The 20455-nt window shown below is 71.9% G+C and carries 18 protein-coding genes and 1 tRNA gene; 15 read left to right on the top strand and 4 right to left on the bottom strand.

The genetic code is table 11. From position 1 onward, the window contains the following. Window positions 1–92 precede the first annotated feature (92 nt). From ACHAAC_RS01530 to ACHAAC_RS01515, 4 genes are all read left to right on the top strand, one after another. Window positions 93–1235 carry a transglycosylase family protein gene (locus ACHAAC_RS01530; protein WP_435714094.1) on the top strand — a complete coding sequence of 381 codons (1143 nt, stop codon included), beginning with the start codon at window positions 93–95 and terminating at the stop codon, window positions 1233–1235. A gap of 290 nt (window positions 1236–1525) precedes the next feature. Further along, window positions 1526–2389: a 16S rRNA (adenine(1518)-N(6)/adenine(1519)-N(6))-dimethyltransferase RsmA gene (gene rsmA, locus ACHAAC_RS01525; protein ID WP_435714093.1), complete on the top strand. Its 864-nt coding sequence runs from the start codon at window positions 1526–1528 to the stop codon at window positions 2387–2389. A gap of 50 nt (window positions 2390–2439) precedes the next feature. After that, window positions 2440–3348, top strand: a complete 909-nt coding sequence (locus ACHAAC_RS01520; protein WP_435714092.1) for a 4-(cytidine 5'-diphospho)-2-C-methyl-D-erythritol kinase — start codon at window positions 2440–2442, stop codon at window positions 3346–3348. 3 nt (window positions 3349–3351) lie between these two features. Then, complete coding sequence (locus ACHAAC_RS01515; protein WP_435714091.1) at window positions 3352–5139, top strand: ABC-F family ATP-binding cassette domain-containing protein; 1788 nt, start codon at window positions 3352–3354, stop codon at window positions 5137–5139. A 15-nt stretch (window positions 5140–5154) separates the two neighbouring features. Here the strand turns inward: ACHAAC_RS01515 and ACHAAC_RS01510 are convergent, their stop codons facing one another. After that, window positions 5155–5628 carry a hypothetical protein gene (locus tag ACHAAC_RS01510; protein ID WP_435714090.1) on the bottom strand — a complete coding sequence of 158 codons (474 nt, stop codon included), beginning with the start codon at window positions 5626–5628 and terminating at the stop codon, window positions 5155–5157. Between the two features lie 35 nt (window positions 5629–5663). Further along, window positions 5664–6179: a MarR family winged helix-turn-helix transcriptional regulator gene (locus tag ACHAAC_RS01505; RefSeq protein ID WP_435714089.1), complete on the bottom strand. Its 516-nt coding sequence runs from the start codon at window positions 6177–6179 to the stop codon at window positions 5664–5666. A gap of 85 nt (window positions 6180–6264) precedes the next feature. Between ACHAAC_RS01505 and ACHAAC_RS01500 the strand changes: the two genes are divergently transcribed. After that, window positions 6265–7599, top strand: a complete 1335-nt coding sequence (locus ACHAAC_RS01500) for an amidase family protein (protein ID WP_435714088.1) — start codon at window positions 6265–6267, stop codon at window positions 7597–7599. Continuing rightward, window positions 7596–8366: a methyltransferase domain-containing protein gene (locus ACHAAC_RS01495; RefSeq protein WP_435714087.1), complete on the top strand. Its 771-nt coding sequence runs from the start codon at window positions 7596–7598 to the stop codon at window positions 8364–8366. The genes ACHAAC_RS01500 and ACHAAC_RS01495 overlap by 4 nt, the downstream gene beginning before the upstream one ends. Before the next feature lie 10 nt (window positions 8367–8376). Here ACHAAC_RS01495 and ACHAAC_RS01490 read toward each other — a convergent pair whose 3' ends face one another. Then, window positions 8377–8772, bottom strand: coding sequence for a VOC family protein (locus ACHAAC_RS01490; RefSeq protein WP_435714086.1), 396 nt, complete (start codon window positions 8770–8772; stop codon window positions 8377–8379). A 67-nt stretch (window positions 8773–8839) separates the two neighbouring features. On the opposite strand from ACHAAC_RS01490, the gene ACHAAC_RS01485 reads away from it, so the two are divergent. Together ACHAAC_RS01485 and ACHAAC_RS01480 are read left to right on the top strand one after the other, a co-directional pair. Beyond that, entirely contained in the window at window positions 8840–9505 is a 666-nt protein-coding gene (locus ACHAAC_RS01485) for a winged helix-turn-helix transcriptional regulator (protein WP_435714085.1), read from the top strand. Window positions 9506–9542: 37 nt separating this feature from the next. Continuing rightward, window positions 9543–9624 (top strand) — tRNA-Gln (locus tag ACHAAC_RS01480). Window positions 9625–9651: 27 nt separating this feature from the next. On the opposite strand, the gene ACHAAC_RS01475 is transcribed toward ACHAAC_RS01480, so the two are convergent. Continuing rightward, the gene (locus ACHAAC_RS01475) at window positions 9652–11358 is read right to left on the bottom strand and encodes a CapA family protein (RefSeq protein ID WP_435714084.1); all 1707 of its coding nucleotides are present in this window, start codon (window positions 11356–11358) and stop codon (window positions 9652–9654) included. 52 nt (window positions 11359–11410) lie between these two features. On the opposite strand from ACHAAC_RS01475, the gene glmU reads away from it, so the two are divergent. The 7 genes from glmU to ACHAAC_RS01440 all read left to right on the top strand — a co-directional run bounded on the left by glmU (window position 11411) and on the right by ACHAAC_RS01440 (window position 20393). Further along, the gene (gene glmU / locus ACHAAC_RS01470) at window positions 11411–12844 is read left to right on the top strand and encodes a bifunctional UDP-N-acetylglucosamine diphosphorylase/glucosamine-1-phosphate N-acetyltransferase GlmU (protein ID WP_435714083.1); all 1434 of its coding nucleotides are present in this window, start codon (window positions 11411–11413) and stop codon (window positions 12842–12844) included. Between the two features lie 31 nt (window positions 12845–12875). Further along, window positions 12876–13814: a ribose-phosphate diphosphokinase gene (locus ACHAAC_RS01465; protein ID WP_435714762.1), complete on the top strand. Its 939-nt coding sequence runs from the start codon at window positions 12876–12878 to the stop codon at window positions 13812–13814. A gap of 320 nt (window positions 13815–14134) precedes the next feature. Then, window positions 14135–14812 (top strand): 50S ribosomal protein L25/general stress protein Ctc, encoded by a 678-nt coding sequence (locus tag ACHAAC_RS01460; RefSeq protein ID WP_435714082.1) that lies wholly within the window; start codon window positions 14135–14137, stop codon window positions 14810–14812. Then, window positions 14809–15375, top strand: a complete 567-nt coding sequence (pth, locus tag ACHAAC_RS01455; RefSeq protein WP_435714081.1) for an aminoacyl-tRNA hydrolase — start codon at window positions 14809–14811, stop codon at window positions 15373–15375. The genes ACHAAC_RS01460 and pth overlap by 4 nt, the downstream gene beginning before the upstream one ends. Continuing rightward, window positions 15376–18855, top strand: a complete 3480-nt coding sequence (mfd, locus tag ACHAAC_RS01450) for a transcription-repair coupling factor (protein ID WP_435714080.1) — start codon at window positions 15376–15378, stop codon at window positions 18853–18855. A 48-nt stretch (window positions 18856–18903) separates the two neighbouring features. Continuing rightward, window positions 18904–19539: a hypothetical protein gene (locus ACHAAC_RS01445; RefSeq protein ID WP_435714079.1), complete on the top strand. Its 636-nt coding sequence runs from the start codon at window positions 18904–18906 to the stop codon at window positions 19537–19539. 2 nt (window positions 19540–19541) lie between these two features. Then, window positions 19542–20393: a MazG family protein gene (locus ACHAAC_RS01440; protein ID WP_435714078.1), complete on the top strand. Its 852-nt coding sequence runs from the start codon at window positions 19542–19544 to the stop codon at window positions 20391–20393. Window positions 20394–20455: the final 62 nt, after the last annotated feature.

The raw sequence follows: 20455 nt of genomic DNA, 5'->3' as shown, positions 1-20455 counted from the left end.
GACCCACGTGATGCGCTCATGGTGGATCGGTTGTCCTGTCCCCGACCGTGAGGTCCTACGTGCACCACGCTCGCCATTCCTCCAAGCCAGCCATGACCGACGCCCCCGGTGGCATCAGCAAGCGGCTCGTCATCGCCCTCAACCTCGCGGTGCTGATGGTCCTCGGCGGCGGTGTCGCCGCCTACGGTGCGTTCAGCAAGACGGTGACCGTCGACGTCGACGGCAGCACCGACACCGTTCGCACCTTCGGTGCCTCCGTCGACTCGATCCTGGAGTCGCGTGACGTCGAGGTCGCCGACGAGGACGCCGTGAGCGCCGAGCCCACCGAGCAGGTGGACGACGGCGACACGATCGAGGTCCGCTACGCCAAGCCCATCACCATCGCGGTGGACGGCGAGGTCAAGCAGGAGACGCTTCACGCCGCCACCGTCGGTGAGGCGCTGGAGGAGCTGGACGTCGACCCGGCACCGAAGGCCCACGTCTCCGGCAACGAGGACACCCAGCTCGACCGCGACGGCGACGAGGTCGTCGTCAGCAACCCCAAGAAGATCACCGTCGAGGCGGACGGGGAGAAGACCGAGCTCACGACGGCCGCCCCCACCGCTGCTGACGTGCTCGAGGAGGCCGGTGTCGAGCTCGAGGACACCGACCGGGTCGACGGCGGCGTCAACTCCTATGTCACCGAGGACGCCACCATCGAGGTCAAGCGCGTCGAGATGGAGCACGACGTCGAGAAGATCGAGAAGAAGGCCCCCGTGGACTACCGGGACGACGACGAGCTCGCCGAGGGCGAGACCGACGTCATCGAGGAGGGCGCTCCGAGCATCACTCGCGAGACCGTCCTGCTGACCAAGACCAACGGCAAGGTCACGAACCGTCTGGTGCTGGCCACCGAGTCCGTCCAGAAGGCCGAGAAGCGCATCGTCGCCCGCGGCACCGGCCCGGCCGAGACCGAGGAGGCCGAGGCTCCCGACGAGGATGCTCCCGGCGTCGAGGACGGCAGTGTCTGGGACCGTCTCGCGCAGTGCGAGTCCGGTGGCAACTGGTCCGCCAACACCGGCAACGGCTACTACGGCGGGGTGCAGTTCAGCCCGCAGACGTGGACCAGCATCGGCGGACCCGGCCTGCCCCACGAGAACAGCCGTGAGGTGCAGATCAAGTACGGCAAGATCCTCCAGCAGCAGTCCGGCTGGGGTCAGTGGCCCGCCTGCGCGGCCAAGCTCGGCCTGCTCTGAGCCACCTCGGCTGAGCCGGCTCATCGTCGGCACCACCTCGACCCGGGTCCCACGGCGGGACCCGGGTCGACGTGCGTCGATGTCCGCCGTGCCGCGGACGATCCACGCCGGCGGGGCCCCGCGTGAGTCGGTGAGTCAGTAGTCCTTCCCCCATGAGGCGGTGACTCAGTGGTGGAATCGGACGGCATTCGACGAACTATCCACCGCCGCCGGGTGCGTAGGACTACCAACTCACCGTCTAGAGGGCGGAGGCCGCGCGGCTCGCCGCCGCGGTGCCCTACCGTGTCGGGGTGAGCGAGCCCGAAGCCCGACCCGTGCGCCTGCTGGGCGCGTCAGACGTGCGGCGCATCGCGGCGGACATCGGGCTGCGGCCCACCAAGCAGCGTGGCCAGAACTTCGTCGTCGACGCGAACACGGTGCGTCGGATCGTGCGTACCTCCGGCATCGGGCCGGACGACGTCGTCGTCGAGGTCGGACCCGGCCTGGGCTCCCTGACCCTTGCCCTGCTGGAGGTGGCTCGGCACGTGGTCGCGGTGGAGGTGGACGACGTCCTCGCGGAGCGACTCCCGCAGACCGTGGCGGAGCTGGCACCAGGTCATCGCGATCGCCTGGACCTCGTGCACGCGGACGCGCTGCGCGTGCAGGAGCTGCCGGGCCCCGCGCCCACGGCCCTGGTCGCGAACCTGCCGTACAACGTCTCCGTCCCCGTCCTGCTGCACCTCCTGGAGCGCTTCCCCAGCATCGCGACCACGCTCGTCATGGTGCAGGCGGAGGTCGCGTACCGGCTCGCCGCCGGGCCAGGGTCGCGCACGTACGGCATCCCGAGCGTGAAGGCCGCCTGGTACGCCGACGTGACGCTCGCGGGGAGCATCGGCCGCTCGGTGTTTTGGCCGGCCCCGAACGTCGACTCCGCGCTGGTCTCGCTTCGCCGCCGACCCGAGCCGGGCGACGAGGAGCTGCGTCGCCGTACCTTCGCCGTGATCGACGCCGCCTTCGCCCAACGGCGCAAGATGCTGCGCTCGGGCCTGGCCTCGATCGCCGGCTCGTCGGCCGCTGCCGAAGTGGCACTGCGCGCGGCCGGCGTCGATCCGCAGACCCGCGGCGAGCAGCTCACGGTGGCCGACTTCGCTCGCATCGCGGCCGCGATGCCCTAGGTGATCCTGCCCATCCTGTGGCCTGCCCGGGTCATGGATAGGTTGGTCGGGTGACCACCGCCACCGTCCGAGTCCCGGCCAAGATCAACCTGTGCCTGGGCGTGGGACCCGTCCGCGTGGACGGGTTCCACCCGCTCGCCACCGTCTACCAGGCGCTCGACCTGCACGACGAGGTGCGCGCCACGGTCGACGACGCGGGAACGCTCTCGGTGGCCACGCGCACCACGGAGGAGGAGCGGGCCGACGTGCCCGAGGGACTGGACAACCTCGCACTCGAGGCTGCCGCGCTGCTGCGTGAGCGGACCGGCGTCGAGGCCGGTGTGGAGCTGAGCATCCGCAAGGTGATCCCGGTGGGCGGGGGCCTGGCCGGGGGGTCGGCCGACGCGGCTGCGGCACTCGTCGCGTGCAACGAGGTCTGGGGCACCGGTCTGTCGCGCCACGAGCTCGAGCCCCTCGCCGCCGAGCTGGGCAGCGACGTCCCCTTCCTGCTGCACGGAGGTATCGCCATCGGCGGTGGACGTGGGGAGACGGTGAGCCCGGTCCTCGCCCGTGGGTCCTACCACTGGGTGCTGGGGGTGGCCGCCCAAGGGCTCTCCACCGCTGCGGTCTACGCCGAGTTCGACCGTCTCACGCAGGACCGGGAGGTGCCCGAGCCCGAGGTCTCCGACGCCCTGCTCGCTGCGCTGCGCGCCGGGGACGCCGAGCTGCTCGGCCAGGCCCTCTCCAACGACCTCACCGAGGCTGCACTGTCGCTGCGGCCGGAGCTGCGCTCCACCCTCGACCTCGGGCTCGAGGCCGAGGCACTGGGCGCCGTCATCTCCGGATCCGGGCCGACGTGCCTGTTCCTGGCCTCCGACGAGGAGCACAGCCTCGACATCGCCATCGCGCTCGCCGGCGCCGGAGCGTGTGCCGACGTCGTGCAGGCTCGCGGTCCGGTCTCCGGCGTCCGCTTCGTCTGAGTCATGACCCCACTCATCGGCGGTGAGGACCTGCACCTGTCCTTTCCCACTCGTGACGTCCTGGAGGGCGTGACCGTCGGCCTCGCCGAGGGTGACCGCGTCGGCATCGTCGGGCGCAACGGTGACGGCAAGTCGACGCTCATGCGCGTGCTCGCCCGGCGCCAGCCGGTCGACTCCGGGCGCGTGACCTGGCGACGTGACCTGCGGGTCGGGTTCCTCGAGCAGCGCGACAGCCTCGACGTCGGGCACACCGTCGGGCACGTCGTCGTGGGCGAGCGGGCCGACCACGAGTGGGCCGGTGACCCCCGGATCCGCGACGTCGTCGGCGGCCTGCTGCACGACGTGGAGCGCGACGCCGTGATCGGTGACCTCAGCGGCGGCCAGCGGCGCCGCGTGGCGCTGGCACAGGTCATGGTCGGTGAGCACGACGTCCTCTTCCTCGACGAGCCCACCAACCACCTGGACCTCGAAGGCGTCACGTGGCTCGCCGAGCACCTCGCCGGCACCGGCAGGGCCGCGGGCCCCTGGGCGGGCGGTGGCACCGGAGCGCTGGCGGTGGTGACGCACGACCGCTGGTTCCTCGACGCCGTCTGCACCCGGACGTTGGAGGTGCACGACGGCGTGGTCGACGGCTTCAGCGGTGGGTACGCCGCCTACGTCCTGCAGCGGGTCGAGCGCGACCGGCAGGCGGCCGCGGTGGAGAAGCGTCGGCAGAACCTCATGCGCAAGGAGCTGGCCTGGCTGCGGCGCGGTGCTCCGGCGCGTACCGCCAAGCCCAAGTTCCGCATCGACGCGGCCAACCAGCTGATCGAGAGCGAGCCGCCCATCCGTGACGACGTCGAGCTGCAGCAGCTGGCCACGGCACGGCTGGGCAAGGACGTCGTCGACCTGCTGGACGTCACGGTGGCCTTCGGTGACCACGTCGTGCTGCGTGACGTGACGTGGCGGGTCGCGCCGGGGGAGCGGGCCGGCATCCTGGGCGTCAACGGGGCCGGCAAGAGCACGCTGCTCGGGCTCGTGACGGGTGACATCACGCCTGTGTCCGGCCGGGTCAAGCGGGGCAAGACGGTGCAGGTGGCCACGCTGTCGCAGTCCCTGGACGAGCTCGAGGCCGTCGCCGACGACCGGGTGAGCGACGTCGTGGGCCGCCAGCGCGCGACCTACGTCGCCGGAGGCAAGGAGATGACCCCCGGACAGCTGCTGGAGCGCCTCGGGTTCACCAGCGCCCAGCTCTCGACGCCGGTGCGGGACCTCTCCGGGGGCCAGCGTCGCCGGCTGCAGCTGCTGCTGATCCTGCTCGACGAGCCGAACGTGCTGATCCTGGACGAGCCCACCAACGACCTCGACACCGACATGCTGGCCGCGATCGAGGACCTGCTCGACACCTGGCCCGGCACGCTGCTCGTCGTCTCCCACGACCGTTACCTCCTGGAGCGGGTGACCGACCACCAGTACGCCGTCACCGGTGGGAACCTCAGACACCTGCCCGGGGGCGTGGAGGAGTACCTGCGTCTGGGGAGTGCGCCCGAGGCCACGAGCCCCGAGGCCCCGCGGGACGGGAAGTCACGGTCCACCTCCCAGGACGAGCGCCGTGCCCGCAAGGAGGTCGACCGTCTGGAGCGTCAGGTCGAGCGGCTCGGTGCCCGGGCCGTGGCGCTGGAGCAGCAGATGGCGGGCTCGGCCTCGGACGCCGGGACGCTGACGGACCTGGCGCGCGAGCACGCCGAGGTGGTGCAGGAGCGCTCGGAGCTGGAGGAGCGCTGGCTGGAGGTCAGCGAGGCGCTGGAGTGAGGTGCTCCCGGGCGGTCATGCGGGGCAGGTGACGCTCCCGGAGACCGTCCCGGCCTCGATGCTGCCGGTGAAGGTGAAGCCGGTCTCGGTGACCTCGACGCCGAGGTCGGCGGCTGCGGACTCATCGGCGGTGAACGGGCCGAAGCCCTCGCCGCTGGCCACGAAGTTGGTGACGGACCCATCGGCGCCGACGTCGAGCTGGACCGTCGACAGCGGCGTCGCGACGGCGTTGAACGCAAACCCACCGTCCCGCTCGGCGCAGGTGGCGCTCCAGTCGTCGCCGGGCACCGGGTCGCCGGCGATCTCGAGCGCCACGTCGCCTTCTCCGGTGCCCTGCGGGAGGGCGGTGGTCGGCTCGGGCTCGGGTTCCTGGGAAGGCTCGGGCGCGCTGGTCGGCTCGGGGGGAGGCGACTCCTCCTCCGTCCCGCAGGCCGCACCGAGCAGCAGCATGGGAGTGATCAGGACTGCCAGGAGGTGTCGTCGGCTCACGCCCGACACCGTAGCGAAGGACGGTCGTCGCGGCCCTACAGGGAGCGGGCGAGCACGCGGAGCGTGGCCGCGACGTGCTCGCGGTCGGCGGCGTCGAGGGCGGAGAGGATCGAGCGTTCCCACTGCAGCAGCTCATCGAGCGCGGCATCGACGGTCTGCCGGCCGAGGGGGGTGAGGATCACCAGCACCCCTCGGCGGTCGTGCGGGTCGGGGGCGCGGTCGACGAGCCCACGATCGACCAGGCGGTCGACCCGGTTGGTCATCGTCCCGCTCGTCACCATGGTCTCGGCCACCAGTCGGCCCGGCGAGAGCTGGTACGGGTCGCCGGAGCGTCGCAGGGCGGAGAGGACGTCGAACTCCCAGGGCTCGATGCCATGGGTGGCGAAGGCGGTCTTGCGGGCGCGGTCGAGGTGGCGGGCGACGCGGGTGATGCGGCTGAGGACCTCCATGGGAGAGAGGTCGGCGTCGGGCCGTTCTCGCTGCCAGGCATCGACGATGGCGTCGACCTCGTCGCCGTCCCTCGGTCCACCGTCCATCGACTCGACCTCCATCGATCCAGCGTAGTCGGTCAAGAATCTTGATGTCGAGATTGTCGGTGACCTCACACGGCCCCACGTCGGGCCGTACGCTCACCCCGTGGACGTGGAGACGCTCGTCGGTGCCGGCCCGACCGCCCAGCTGCAGGCCATGCGGCGTGGTCAGGTCAGTGCCCGCCGCCTCGCGGTGGCGACGCTGGCCGCCCTGGAACGCGAGGACGCCCGGTTGAACGCCGTGGTGGCGATCCTCAGCGACGAGGCCTTCGACGCCGCGGCCGAGGCCGACGAGCGCCGATCCCGCGGCGACGAGGCGCCGTTGCTCGGCGTCCCCGTCGCGATCAAGAACGACGTCGACGTCGCCGGTCGGGTCACCGCGCTGGGGTCGAGGGCCGTGTCCCGGGCCGCCCCGCACGACGGCGAGCTCGTCACCGCCCTGCGCGCCGCGGGCGCGGTGCCGGTCGCGACGACGACCCTGCCCGAGCTGGCCATCTACGGCTACACCGAGTCCGTCGCACGGGGCATCACCCGCAACCCCCACCACCTGGACCACACGCCCGGCGGCTCCTCGGGCGGTTCGGCGGCGCTCGTCGCGGCGGGGGCCGTGGGGATGGCGACGGCATCGGACGGCGCCGGCTCGATCCGCATCCCGGCCGCGTGCTGCGGGCTGGTCGGGTTCAAGCCGACGCACGGCACGATGCCCGGGTCCGGGGGCTGGTTCGGGATGTCCACCCAGGGCGCCGTCACGCGTCGGGTGGAGGACACCGCTCTCTACCTCGACGCGATCGGGACCTTCCCCGCGTCGCTCCTGGGTGCGTGCGCCGCGCCGCCACGACCGCTGCGGATCGGCGTCACCACCAGCGCCTCCGCCGCGCTGCGCGCCGACCGGCTGGACCCCCCGGTGCGAGCGTCGCTGAACCACGCTGCCGCGCTCCTGGCTGACCTCGGCCACGACGTCCGGCCGGTCGACGTTCCCTACGGTCTCGACGCCAAGGGCCTCACGGTGCGCTACCTGGCCGGCATCCGGGCCAAGGCCGCGGAGGTCGACGACCCCGCGCTGCTGGAGCCGCGGACCCGCCGCATCGCCCGCCTCGGGCGGCCGTTCGGGCACCGCTCCCTCGAGTGGTCGCGGCAGGCGGGGGAGCGCTGGGGCGATGCGGTGCACGACGACCTCGGCGTCGACGTCCTGCTCTCGCCGGTCATGAGCTCGGCCGCTCTGGAGGTCGGGTCGTTCTCGCGCCGCAGCGGACTGCGCACCGTGCTGTCGATGAACGCGTTCTTCCCTTACACGGCGCAGTGGAACCACGCCGGCCTGCCGGCGGTCTCGATGCCCCTGGGCCTCGACGAGGGCCTGCCGCTGGCCGTCCAGCTCATCGGACGCCGGCACGACGACGCGACCCTGATGTCCGTGGCGGCGCAGCTGGAGCAGGACGGGTGACCCGCTGGGACCCCGCGCTGTACCTGCAGCACGCGGACGAGCGGACGCGGCCGTTCCTGGATCTCGTCGGCCGCATCGAGGGTGACCCGAGCAGCATCGTCGACCTCGGGTGCGGGCCCGGTCACCTCTCGGCCGTGCTGCGGGCACGGTGGCCTGCTTCGCGGATCCATGGCGTCGACTCCTCTGCGGAGATGGTCGAGCGGGCGGTGGAGCAGAACACCGACACGGCCGTGACGTACGAGCGGGCCGACGTCACGACCTGGGCGCCGGAGGCGGCCGTGGACCTCGTCGTCTCCAACGCGATGTTCCAGTGGGTGCCGGACGCGACCGCCGTGGTGCGTCGTCTCGCGGGGCACGTGGCGCCTAGAGGGACGTTCGCCCTGCAGGTGCCGCGCAACTTCCATGCACCCAGCCACGTCCTGCTGCACGAGATCGCCTCCCGCCCGCCCTTCGCGGACCACACCCGCGGCCTGCACGAGGCTCGCGGCACCGACGTCGACACCTACCTGGAGCTGTTCGCCGAGCGGGGGTGGGAGGTCGACGCGTGGACGACGACCTACCAGCACGTCCTGGCCGGGGAGGATCCCGTCTTCTCCTGGATCTCGGGCACCGGAGCCCGCCCGGTCCTGCAGGCCCTGTCGGAGTCCCTACGGCACGACTTCGAGCAGGAGTACACGGCGGCGCTGCGCGAGGCCTACCCGCGCCGCGCCTGGGGCACGGTCCTGCCGTTCGAGCGCGTCTTCGTGGTGGCACGCCGTCCGGGGTGAGGCGTGTGGATCAGGCGGTCGGCGCGGAGAGGTTGAGCGGGTTGCCGTCGACGTCGCTGACGTGCCCGACGCGCAATCCCCACGGCATGTCGGTGGCGGCGTCCGGTGCGTCGCCGCCGGCGCTCGCCACGGCGCGCAGTGCCTCGTCAACGTCGGGCACCGAGAGGTCGAGCAGGATCCGCCCTGCTGGTGCCATGCGGGACGCGTCCGGGGGACCTGAGTAGGACCCGTCCTCGCCGGCCGCGCGCACGATCCCCAGAGTCGCCGCACCGATGGTCAGGTTGACGAAGAACGTGTCCCCCTCCTCCGGCACGCGCTGGCTCTCCGTGGCTCCGAAAGCCTCCCGGTAGAAGTCCGCCAGCCGCTCGATGTCCGCGGTCTCGATGATGGGGGTGATGGTCGACATGATGCTCCCTACTTGTTTTTTGCAACTTCAGTTGCCACTGTCGCCGCGTTCGAGGAGAGTGTCAAGCATGAGGTCGTACGGACAGTTCTGTGGGCTCGCCCGTGGTTTGGAGGTGGTGGGTGAGCGGTGGTCCTTGCTGATCGTGCGCGACCTGCTCACCGGCCCCCTGCGGTTCGGCGACCTCCGGGACGGCCTCCCGGGTGTCCCCACGAACATCCTGACCAGCAGGCTCCGCCACCTGGAGTCCGAGGGAGTGGTCACCCGCCGTGTCCTGCCGTCGGCCGGTCGATCGGTCGTCCAGTACGAGCTGACCGAGCACGGCGCCGGTCTCGAGGACACCGTGCGGGCACTCGGGCGCTGGGGCGCCTCGACGATGTCGGAGCCGCGCGCCGGTGAGGTCGTGACGGACCGGTCGTTGGCGGCGGCCCTGCTGGCGGCACACACCGGGACGCGTCACCGACGCCGGTCCTTCCAGGTCGAGGTCGTCGACGCCGTTGCGCACGCCGTGACGTCCGGCACGCAGGTCCAGGTGAAATCCGGACCGGCCCACCGGCCGGACCTCGTGGTGCGCGGCACCGGGCTGCGAGCCCTCCTGGCCGGCACGCTGTCGCCGACCGCGGCCCTGCGAGAGGGTCGGATCTCGCTCGAGGGGCCACGGCCCCTCCTGGAGGAGTTCACGCAGCTCTTCCACGTCCCGTTGGAGTCCGCGCTGGGGAGCACGGCCTCCTCGTGATCCGTCGAGAGGGTCATGGACGATAGCCTGACTCCGATCCCCGGTTGGTCTGTCGGCAGGGCCCGCCTGACTTTGAATCAGGACAAGCGACGCAGGTTCGACTCCTGCCCGGGGAGCCAGGTCGGGCGGCTCGGGCCGAGCAGGATCTACGGCCGACGCGGGTCGGCGTCGGCGAAGTGCTGGAAGTCCGGCTCCTCGAAGTCGGCCCCCCACTCCCAGCCGACGGACGCGAAGGCATCGGCCACGACGTCGTCCGCGACGATGACCCCGGCCTCTGCGCGAGCTCCGGCGGACCGGTCGACGTCGACGTAGGACTGGGCGGCCGGGGGCCGGGCGGTCCCGTCGACGACGTAGGGGTTCTGCACCGGGTTGATGTCCACGGCGCGGCCGTAGGCGTGCGCGGACCACGCCGAGCTCCCGGCCACTCGGCGGCAGTTGTAGGCCGATGAGTTGTTGGCCGCCATGACGCGGTCGTCGTCGCCGCCGAACTCATCGACCAGACGCATGGACTGGATCGGGAAGCGGGCCTCGTAGAGGGACTCGAAGATCCCGGCCACCTCCTCGGCGACGTCCTCGTGCACGACGAGCTCACCTTCGTGGGCGGACCCGTCGAAGCCCACGTGGTCGACCTCGAGACGACGCAGGTCGGCCCAGGAGACCGGGCACGTCCCCTCCTCGTGACTGGTCATGCGCTCGCGGGTCGCGGCGTCGATCTCGCGCACGGCGGCGGAGAAGTCCGGCATCTCCGCCGGTGGCTGCTGCGGATCCTCGCCCGGTCCGGCGGCCAGGTCGGTGCGTCCGCGCAGGCCGCGCCAGCTCTCCACGGCCTCGTCGGCGTCGCCGCCGCGCAGGATGCTCGCCGGCCCGCCCTCCGGTGGGATCGTGCCCGGCACCCAGGCGTCCTGCACGACCGTGCCGTCGCGCACGGTCAGCTCCAGCACCCCGGTCTCGGCGTTGTCGCCGTGGTACCAGAAGAAGTTGCCCAGCCCATAGCTGACGTAGGTGTCGTCGACCGTCCCGGCACCCAGGGGGACGTGCGCGTGCGCGCCCGCCACGACGTCGGCACCGGCCTCGGCCAGCTCGGCCGCCAGGGACTGCTGGTCCCCGGTGGGCTGGCTGCTGCCCTCGGTGCCCCAGTGCAGGTAGACCACCACGACGTCGTCGACCTCGGCCGACTGCCGGACCTCCTCCACCAGCCGTTCGCGGCTCTCGCCGCGCGCGGCGGCGATGCCGGGCCCGCTCCCCGGCGTCGCGTTCCAGGTGTCGTCCTCGCTCTCCAGGGGCGAGGCGTCGGCGGCGTGGACGGCGACGCTCGTGTCGCGCACCGTCCGACGGACCGGGGCGAACGCCTCCTCGTCGTCGAGCCCGATGCCGACGAGCGAGACGTCGCTGTCCTCCCCGGCCGCGACGCTGTCGCGCACACCGGCCACGCCGTAGTCCGCGCCGTGGTTGTTGGCCATGGAGACCACGTCGACCCCGGACCGGGCCAGCACGTCGAGCGCGGCGGCGGGGGTCCGGAACCAGAACCGGGCGTCGGGGTCTTCGAGCTCCTTGTCCGCACGACCACGCCGCGTGGTCACCGAGCTCTCGAGGTTGAGGATGGCCAGGTCGGCCTGCGCCAGCCGGCGCGAGAGCGAGCCCAGCGTGGAGTCCTCCTCGCGGGGGGTCTCGGCCAGCTGGGCGGCGAAGTGGACGTCCCCGGCCAGGGCCAGGGTGACGGTGTCCGCGGCGCGCTCGTCCTCCGCGTCCTCGTCCCTGCCGTCGACCACGGTGCAGGCGGAGACCACGGCCGTCGCGCCCAGCAGCAGGCGCGCGGACCGCAGGATGCTCCGACGCGAACCGCGGTCGTTCATGCGTCAACTATCCCGGAGGTGCCAAACGCGCGCGATCCGTACACTGGCGGGCGTGTCTGATTCCCTGACCGCGATCGTCCTGGCCGCCGGAGCCGGAACGCGGATGAAGTCGAGACGGGCCAAGGTGCTGCACGAGATCGGTGGCCGCAGCCTCGTGGGCCACGCGCTGACCGCCGTCCGTGAGGTCGGAGCCGCCCGCGTCGTCGCCGTCGTCGGCCATGACCGAGAGCAGGTCTGCGCCGCCGTCACCGAGATCGATCCCGGCATCGTCCAGGCCGTGCAGGAGGAGCAGCGCGGCACCGGCCACGCCGTCCAGGTGGCGCTGGATGCACTCGGCGATGCGCCCGAGGGGACCGTGCTCATCACCTACGGCGACGTCCCGCTGCTGCAGGCCCAGACGCTGTCTGAGCTGCTCATCGACCACCGTGGCGCCGGCCGGGCGGTGACGATCCTCTCCGCCGAGTCCGCCGACCCCTCGGGGTACGGCCGCATCGTGCGGGACTCCGAGGGCGCCGTCGCGGCCATCCGCGAGCACAAGGACGCCACCGACGACGAGCGCGCGATCCGCGAGATCAACAGCGGCATCCTTGCCGTCGAGGCAGCCTTCCTCGAGCACGCGGTGCACTCGCTGGAGGCGAACAACGCCCAGGGCGAGCTGTACCTCACCGACATCGTCGCCAAGGCGGTCCGCGAGGGCAGGCCGGTGGGCGCCCACGTGCTGGAGGACGTCTGGCAGACCGAGGGGGTCAACGACCGCAGCCAGCTGGCGCGTCTCGGCGCAGTGCTCAACCGCCGCACCACCGAGCACTGGATGCGCGAGGGGGTCACGATCATCGACCCGGCGACGACGTGGATCGACTCCGCCGTCACCCTCGAGCCCGACGTCACGCTGCACCCGGGCACCCAGCTCCTCGGTGCCACCAGCGTCGGTGCCGGGGCCGAGATCGGCCCGGACACGACGCTGCGCAACGTCGAGGTGGGAACGGAGGCGACCGTCGTCCGCACGCACGGGTCCGACGCCGTCGTCGGCGCCGGGGCGACCGTCGGCCCGTTCGCCTACCTGCGCCCCGGTACCGAGCTGGGGGAGCGCGGCAAGATCGGCACGTTCGTGGAGACCAAGAACGCGATCATCGGCGCGGGGGCCAAGGTCCCGCACCTGACGTACGTGGGCGACGCCGACATCGGCGAGGGAGCCAACATCGGCGCGGGCACGATCTTCGCCAACTACGACGGCGTCGCCAAGCACCGCACCAGCGTCGGCCGACACGCCAAGACCAGCTCCAACAACACCTTCGTCGCTCCCGTCGCCATCGGTGACGGTGCCTTCACCGGCGCCGGCACCACCGTGCGCGAGGACGTCCCGCCGGGGGCGCTCGCCGTCAGCGCGGGCCAGCAGAGGACGATGGAGGGATGGGTGCGGCGCAAGAGGCCGGGCACCCCGTCAGACGAGGCCGCACAGCAAGCCCAGGAGTCCGCCGGTGAGTAGCCTGCTCAAGAAGATCCCCGAGAAGAAGATCATGCTCTTCTCGGGACGAGCCCATCCGACGCTCGCGGACGAGGTGGCCAACCTCCTGGAGATCGACCTCGTCCCGACGACGTCCTACGACTTCGCCAACGGCGAGATCTACGTGCGCTTCGACGAGTCGGTCCGCGGCAGCGACGCCTTCGTCATCCAGAGCCACGCCGCGCCCATCAACGAGGCGATCATGGAGCAGCTCATCATGATCGACGCGCTCAAGAGGGCCTCCGCCAAGCGCATCACCGTGATCCTGCCGTTCTACGGCTACGCCCGCCAGGACAAGAAGCACCTCGGCCGCGAGCCCATCTCCGCGCGACTCATGGCCGACCTGTTCACTTCCGCCGGCGCCGACCGGCTCATGACCGTCGACCTGCACACCGCGCAGATCCAGGGCTACTTCGACGGTCCGGTCGACCACCTGCTCGCGATGCCGATCCTCACGCGGCACGTCAAGAAGAAGTACGCCAAGCTGCCGCTCGCGGTCGTCTCGCCCGACGCCGGACGGATCAAGGTCGCCGAGTCGTGGGCCAACTCCCTGGGTGGCGTCCCGCTGGCCTTCATCCACAAGTCGCGCGACCCGCACCGTCCCAACGAGTCCCGGGCCAACCGCGTCGTGGGAGAGGTCGAGGGCCGCACCTGCATCCTCGTCGACGACCTCATCGACACCGGCGGCACGATCGTCCAGGCCGCCGAGGCCCTCAAGGCCGACGGCGCCGCCGACGTGGTCATCGCCGCGACCCACCCGGTCTTCTCCGGCCCGGCCGTCGACCGGCTCAAGAACTCCGTCGCGAGCGAGGTCATCGTCACCAACACGCTGCCGCTCTGCGACGACCAGCGCTTCGACAAGCTCACCGTGCTCTCCATCGCCCCCCTGCTCGCGCAGGCCATCGCGGCGGTCTTCGAGGACGGTTCCGTCACCAGCCTGTTCAAGGACTGACGCCTGGGGCCGCCGGTTTACCACGGTCCCTCGGTAGACCCGCACTTCCCTCGGGAAGTTCCCTTGGGGAAGCACCAGCTTGCCGAGGGACCGTGGTAGACCGTCAGGCTGGGCCGGCGGATTTTCCCCGGCCGCCCTGCCTGCGTTAGACTCCCACGGTTGCCTCGGCGAGGGTCGGATCTCCGGCCGTGATCGACAGGGCGCTCCACAGGAGTGCTGTGTCGAGCGCCCAGCAACCCCGCACAGCACCACCGTGACCGTTCGCCGTCACGACCCCCAAGCCATCTGCACGCTGAACCACTCCGAGGAGCACGAGCCCCGTGGCCGAGATCAAGATTGCCGCCGATACCCGCACCGAGTTCGGCAAGGGTGCCGCCCGCCGCATCCGCCGTGACGACAAGGTGCCCGCCGTGCTCTACGGGCAGGGCAACGACCCGCTGCACGTCACGCTGCCGGGCCACAGCCTGATGCTGGCGCTGAAGAACTCCAACGCCCTGCTGACCATCAAGCTCGGCTCGGACACCCACCTGGCGATCCCCAAGCAGGTCCAGCGCGACCCGCTCAAGGGCTTCATCGAGCATGCCGACCTCCTGATCGTCAAGAAGGGCGAGAAGGTCACCGTCGACGTCGGCGTCCACCTCGAGGGCGACGCCGCACCCGACACCCTCGTCGTGCTGGAGAACTCCTCCGTCTCGCTCGAGGCCGAGGCCACGCACATCCCCGAGTGGGTCGAGGTCTCCATCGAGGGCCTCGAGGTCGGCTCGCAGGTGCTCGCCTCCGACCTCGTGCTGCCCGACGGCAGCAGCCTGGCGGTCGAGGACGACCTGCTCATCGTCAACATCACCCACGCTCCCACCGCCGAGGAGGTCGAGGCCGAGCTGGAGGACGCCGAGGCCGAGGCCGGCATCGAGCGCGACGAGTCCGACGAGAGCGCTGCTGCGGAGGCCGCCGATCCCGAGGCCGCCGATCCGTCGGCCGGGGACTCCGAGGAGGAGTGACCTGGCTGGTCGTCGGGCTCGGCAACCCGGGCCCGACGTACGCCAGCACCCGGCACAACGTCGGGTACCTCGTGACCGACGTCCTCGCCGAGCGCATGGGTGGGCGCCTGAAGGCCCACTCCTCGCGCCTCGCCGATGTCCTGGAGGGCCGTCTCGACGGTGAGCGCGCCGTGCTCGGACGGGCCCGGTCCTACATGAACGAGAGCGGTGGGGGCGTCAAGGCGCTCGCCTCGTACTTCGACGTCGAGCCCGAGCAGGTCGTGGCGATCCACGACGAGCTCGACATCGACTTCGGCGCCCTGCGGGTCAAGCTCGGCGGCGGGGACAACGGCCACAACGGCCTGCGCTCGATCCGCCAGTCCCTGGGCACCGGTGACTTCCACCGCGTCCGGGTCGGCATCGGACGCCCTCCCGGCCGACAGTCCGTGCACGACTTCGTGCTCAAGCCGTGGTCGTCCACCGAGCGCCGTGAGCTGCCCGTCAACGTCGAGGAGGCGGCCGACGCCGTGGAGAGCCTGATCACGCGGGGACTGGAACCGACCCAGTCGGCGTTCAACCGATAGATGGCACTCTCCTCCTGGCTGCGCGACACCGCCCTCGACGACACCCCGTTCGTCGAGGCGTTGCGCGAACGCCCCCACACCCTCGCCCTCCAGGCCCCGCCGGCCGCGCAGCCGTTCGTCGTGCGCTCGCTGGTGCGCGACGACGTCCCGGTCGTGCTGGCCGTGACCTCCACCGCACGGGAGGCGGAGGACCTCGCCAGCGATCTCGGGGCACTGATGGATCCCGACGCCGTGGCCGTGTACCCGGCGTGGGAGACACTCCCGCACGAGCGTCTCTCACCGCGCTCGGACACCGTGGGCCGCCGGCTCGCGGTGCTGCGTCGCATCGCCCACCCCGGGCCCGGTGCGCCGGCCGTCAGGGTGGTCGTCGCCCCGGTGCGCTCGGTGCTGCAGCCGCAGGTGGCCGGCCTCGCCGACCTCACCCCCGTCGAGATCGCCAACGGCCAGCAGGTCCGCCTCGGTGACGTCGTCCGTGACCTCGCCGCCGCGGCCTACACCCGCGTCGACCTCGTCGAGCGGCGCGGCGAGTTCGCCGTCCGTGGCGGCATCGTCGACGTCTTCCCGCCCACCGAGGAGCACCCCGTCCGCGCCGAGTTCTGGGGCGACGAGGTCGATGAGATCCGGCACTTCTCCGTGGCCGACCAGCGCTCGCTCGAGCCCGTGGAGCGGCTCTGGGCGCCGCCGTGCCGAGAGCTCCTGCTCACCGACGAGGTCCGGCAGCGAGCCACTGAGCTGGCCGCCGTGCATCCCCAGCTGGCCGAGCTGTTCGGCAAGCTCGCCGAGGGCCATGCCGTCGAGGGCATGGAGTCCCTCGCCCCCGTGCTCGTCGAGGAGATGCAGCTGCTCGTGCAGGTGCTGCCGCAGGGCTCCGTCGTCGTGCTGGCCGAGCCCGAACGCATCCGGGCCCGCGCCGCGGACCTCACCGCCACGAGCGAGGAGTTCCTCGAGGCGTCGTGGGCCTCGGCGGCCTCCGGGGGACAGGCACCCATCGACCTCGGGCCGGCGGCCTTCCACGAGCTCGACGACGTCCGTGAGACCGCGCGGGAGGCGGGCCTGGCGTGGTGGACGGTCGCACCGTTCGGCCTGGACGACGACTCGACCCTCGCCCTGGAGGTCGAGGCGTCGCCCACCTACCGCGGCGACACCGAGGCTGCGATTGCCGACATCCGAGGCTGGCTCGCCGAGGGTCGCCGCATCAGCATCGTGGGCGCCGGTGCGGGCCAGGCCCAGCGCACCGTCGAGTGGCTCGCCGAGCACGACGTCGCCGCGGCCCTCGCCTCGCCCGAGGCCGACCAGGACGGCCCCGCGTCGGTCGTCGCCGTCGTGGAGGCCGACCTGGACCACGGGCTCATCGCCCCCGGCGCGGTGCTCCTGACCCACGACGACCTCGTCGGCCAGCGTGCCGCCGAGCGCACCGCCCGCTCCATCCCGGCACGGCGGCGCAAGCAGGTCGACCCGCTGGAGCTGGAGCCCGGCGACGTCGTGGTGCACGAGCAGCACGGCGTGGGTCGCTACCTCGAGCTCATCACCCGCACCGTGCAGGGCGCCGCGCGCGAGTACCTCGTCATCGAGTACGCGCCCAGCAAGCGGGGCCAGCCCGGCGACAGGCTGTTCGTGCCGATGGACCAGCTGGACCAGGTCAGCCGCTACGTCGGCGGGGAGAACCCGAGCCTGGACCGCCTCGGCGGCTCGGACTGGTCCACGCGCAAGGCCAAGGCCCGCAAGGCCGTACGGCAGATCGCCGACGAGCTGATCAAGCTCTACGCCGCCCGTCAGTCCACGCAGGGCTACGCCTTCGGCCCCGACACCCCGTGGCAGGCCGAGGTGGAGGACGCCTTCGGCTTCGTCGAGACCCCGGACCAGCTCTCCACGGTCGAGGAGGTCAAGCGCGACATGGAGCGCACCGTCCCGATGGACCGTCTCGTGTGCGGCGACGTCGGCTACGGCAAGACCGAGATCGCCGTCCGGGCCGCGTTCAAGGCGATCCAGGACGGCAAGCAGGTGATCCTGCTCGTCCCCACGACGCTGCTGGTCCAGCAGCACTTCGCGACCTTCGCCGAGCGGTTCGGCCAGTTCCCGATCACCATCAAGGGCTTGTCCCGCTTCCAGACCGAGGCCGAGTCCAAGGCCGCCCTCGACGGCCTCGCCGATGGCAGCATCGACCTGGTCATCGGCACCCACCGACTGCTGCAGCCGGGGGTCCGCATCAAGGACCTCGGCCTGGTGATCGTCGATGAGGAGCAGCGCTTCGGCGTCGAGCACAAGGAGGCGCTCAAGCACCTGCGCGCCGCCGTCGATGTCCTCTCGATGTCCGCGACGCCGATCCCGCGCACGCTGGAGATGGCCATCACCGGCATCCGCGAGATGTCCACGATCGCCACGCCGCCGGAGGAGAGGCACCCCGTCCTGTCCTTCGTCGGCGCGTTCGACGAGAACCAGGTCAAGGCTGCCGTCCGCCGCGAGCTGTTGCGCGAGGGTCAGGTCTTCTACATCCACAACCGGGTGCAGAGCATCGACAAGGCCGTCCAACGTCTGCAGCGGCTCGTCCCCGAGGCCCGGGTGGCCGCTGCGCACGGCCAGATGGGCGAGCACCGCCTCGAGCAGGTGATGGTCGACTTCTGGGAGAAGCGCTTCGACGTCCTGGTGTGCACCACGATCGTGGAGTCCGGCCTGGACGTGTCCAACGCCAACACGATGATCATCGAGCGTGCCGACACCCTCGGTCTGTCCCAGCTGCACCAGCTGCGCGGGCGGGTCGGCCGCGGGCGGGAGCGGGCCTACGCCTACTTCCTCTACCCGCCGGACAAGCCGCTCACCGAGACCGCCCACGACCGGCTCACCACGATCGCCCAGCACTCCGAGCTCGGTGGTGGCATGGCCGTGGCGATGAAGGACCTGGAGATCCGCGGCGCCGGGAACCTGCTCGGCGGCGAGCAGTCCGGGCACATCGCCGACGTCGGCTTCGACCTCTACGTCCGCCTCGTCGGTGAGGCCGTCGCCGAGTTCCGGGGCGAGGGTGCCCCCGAGCGCGAGGTCAAGATGGAGCTGCCCGTCGAGGCGAACCTCCCGCACGACTACGTGCCGAGCGAACGCCTGCGCCTTGAGATGTACAAGCGTCTGGCGGACGTGCGTGCCGCGAGCGACGTCGACGCGCTGCGCGAGGAGCTCGTCGACCGCTACGGCACCCCTCCGGAGACCACCGAGGTGCTGCTCGACGTCGCGCGCCTGCGGGTCAAGGTCCGCGAGGCCGGGCTCAGCGAGGTCACCTCGGCGGGTTCCAACATCCGGTTCTCCGAGGTCGAGCTGCCGGAGTCCGGGCAGATGCGGCTGCGCCGGGTCCACCCCAAGAGCATCTACAAGCACGCCGCCAAGGTGGCGCTGGTGCCGCATCCCAAGACGGCGCCGGTGGGTGGACGGCCGCTGCGCGGGCGCGAGCTGCTGACCTGGGTCGGTGGGGTGCTCGAGACCCTCGCAGGCTGAGCCCGGCGCACGCTCCGGCGGCGGTGAGCCCGTGGGTAGGGTGAGCCCATGAGGTTGCGCGTCGTCGCCGCGGTCGCCGCGGTCACCGTCCTGGCAGGGTGCAGCACGGGTGGTCCCGGGGCCGCCGTCGTCGTGGGCGGCACCACCATCTCCATGTCCCACGTCGACGAGACCGCAGAGGTCATCTGCCAGCTCTCCGTGGCCCAGCAGCCCGAGGCCGTCATCCCGGGCGCCGAGGTCCGTGGCCAGGCCGCCACGGAGCTCGCGCTCACGGTGGTCGCCGAGGACGTCGCAGAGCGGGAGGGCATCACGGTGCGCGAGTCCGACGTCCGTGTGGGCGAGGACGACCGCCGACAGATCGCCGCGCAGTTCCCCGACCTGGAGCTCGACACGGTCATCGCCGTCCTGGAGGACGGGACGCGGGTGGCTCGGATCGCCGAGGCACTCGGCGAGGAGGCCTCGGGCGAGGAGATCACCGAGCAGACGGCCGCGGCCATCCAGCAGGCCGGCCGCGAGCTGCTGCTGGAGGCCCTCGCCGAGACCGACCCCGAGTTCAGTCCCCGGCTGGAGATCGGCGAGCTCGCCGCCCAGGTCGACCAGCCCGGCCCCCTCGCGGTCACGGCCGCGGCGGCCGACGACGAGGACCCGGCGCAGCCGGTGGCCACGCAGACCTGCACGGCGTGACCATGCGGGTGCTCGTCCTGAGCCCTCGGGTCGCGCCCGGCCTGCTGACCGCCGCGGCCTGGGAGCTGTTGCTCTCCGCGGACCGGGTCGTCGCCTCCATCGACGACACGCACACGGCTGCCCTGCGTGCCGCGGGCGTGACGGTGCACGTCAGATCTCCCGAGGGGGACGACGACGTGTGGCTGCCCGCTCCGGGCGACGTCGCCTGGCGAGAGCAGCTGGACGGTGCCGACGTCGAGGTGGTCCAGGGGGCGATGGAGCTGCCCGGCTCGCGCCTGCTGGACGTCGTGGCCGTGATGGGGCGACTGCGCCGCGAGTGCGCATGGACACGCCAGCAGACCCACGCCGGCCTCGCGCGCTACCTGCTGGAAGAGGCGCACGAGGCCTTGGAGGCACTCGACGCCGGTGACACCGACCTGCTGCGCGAGGAGCTCGGCGACCTGCTGATGCAGGTCGTCTTCCACGCCGCCATCGCCCAGGAGGCCGAGGGCGTCGCCGCGTGGGACGTCGACGATGTCGCCGCCGGCATCGCGGCCAAGCTCGTCCGACGCAACCCGCACGTCTTCGGTGACGGTCCGGCCCGGACGCCCGAGGAGATCGACGCCGCTTGGCAGGCCGTCAAGGCGCAGGAGAAGCCACGCGAGCACCCGCTGGAGGGGATCGCCTCGACGCTGCCGGCGCTCGCCCTCGCCACGAAGGCACTCGAGCGGGTCCCCGACCTCGAGACCGCCCCCGATGCCGATGGCGACGACATCGGCAGTCGGCTTCTCGCGCTCGTCGCCGAGGCACGTGCCGCCGGCGTCGATCCCGAGCAGGCACTGCGCCGCACCGTGAACGACCGCCTCGCCCCGTGAGTCATCCGCGGCAGCGGGGTCCCCGACGACGCCTGCAGGGCCACTAGGCTGGGACCGAACCT

Source organism: Aeromicrobium sp. CF4.19, from assembly GCF_051262555.1.
Classification (GTDB): domain Bacteria; phylum Actinomycetota; class Actinomycetes; order Propionibacteriales; family Nocardioidaceae; genus Aeromicrobium.
This window is presented reverse-complemented; position numbering and strand designations above follow the sequence as displayed.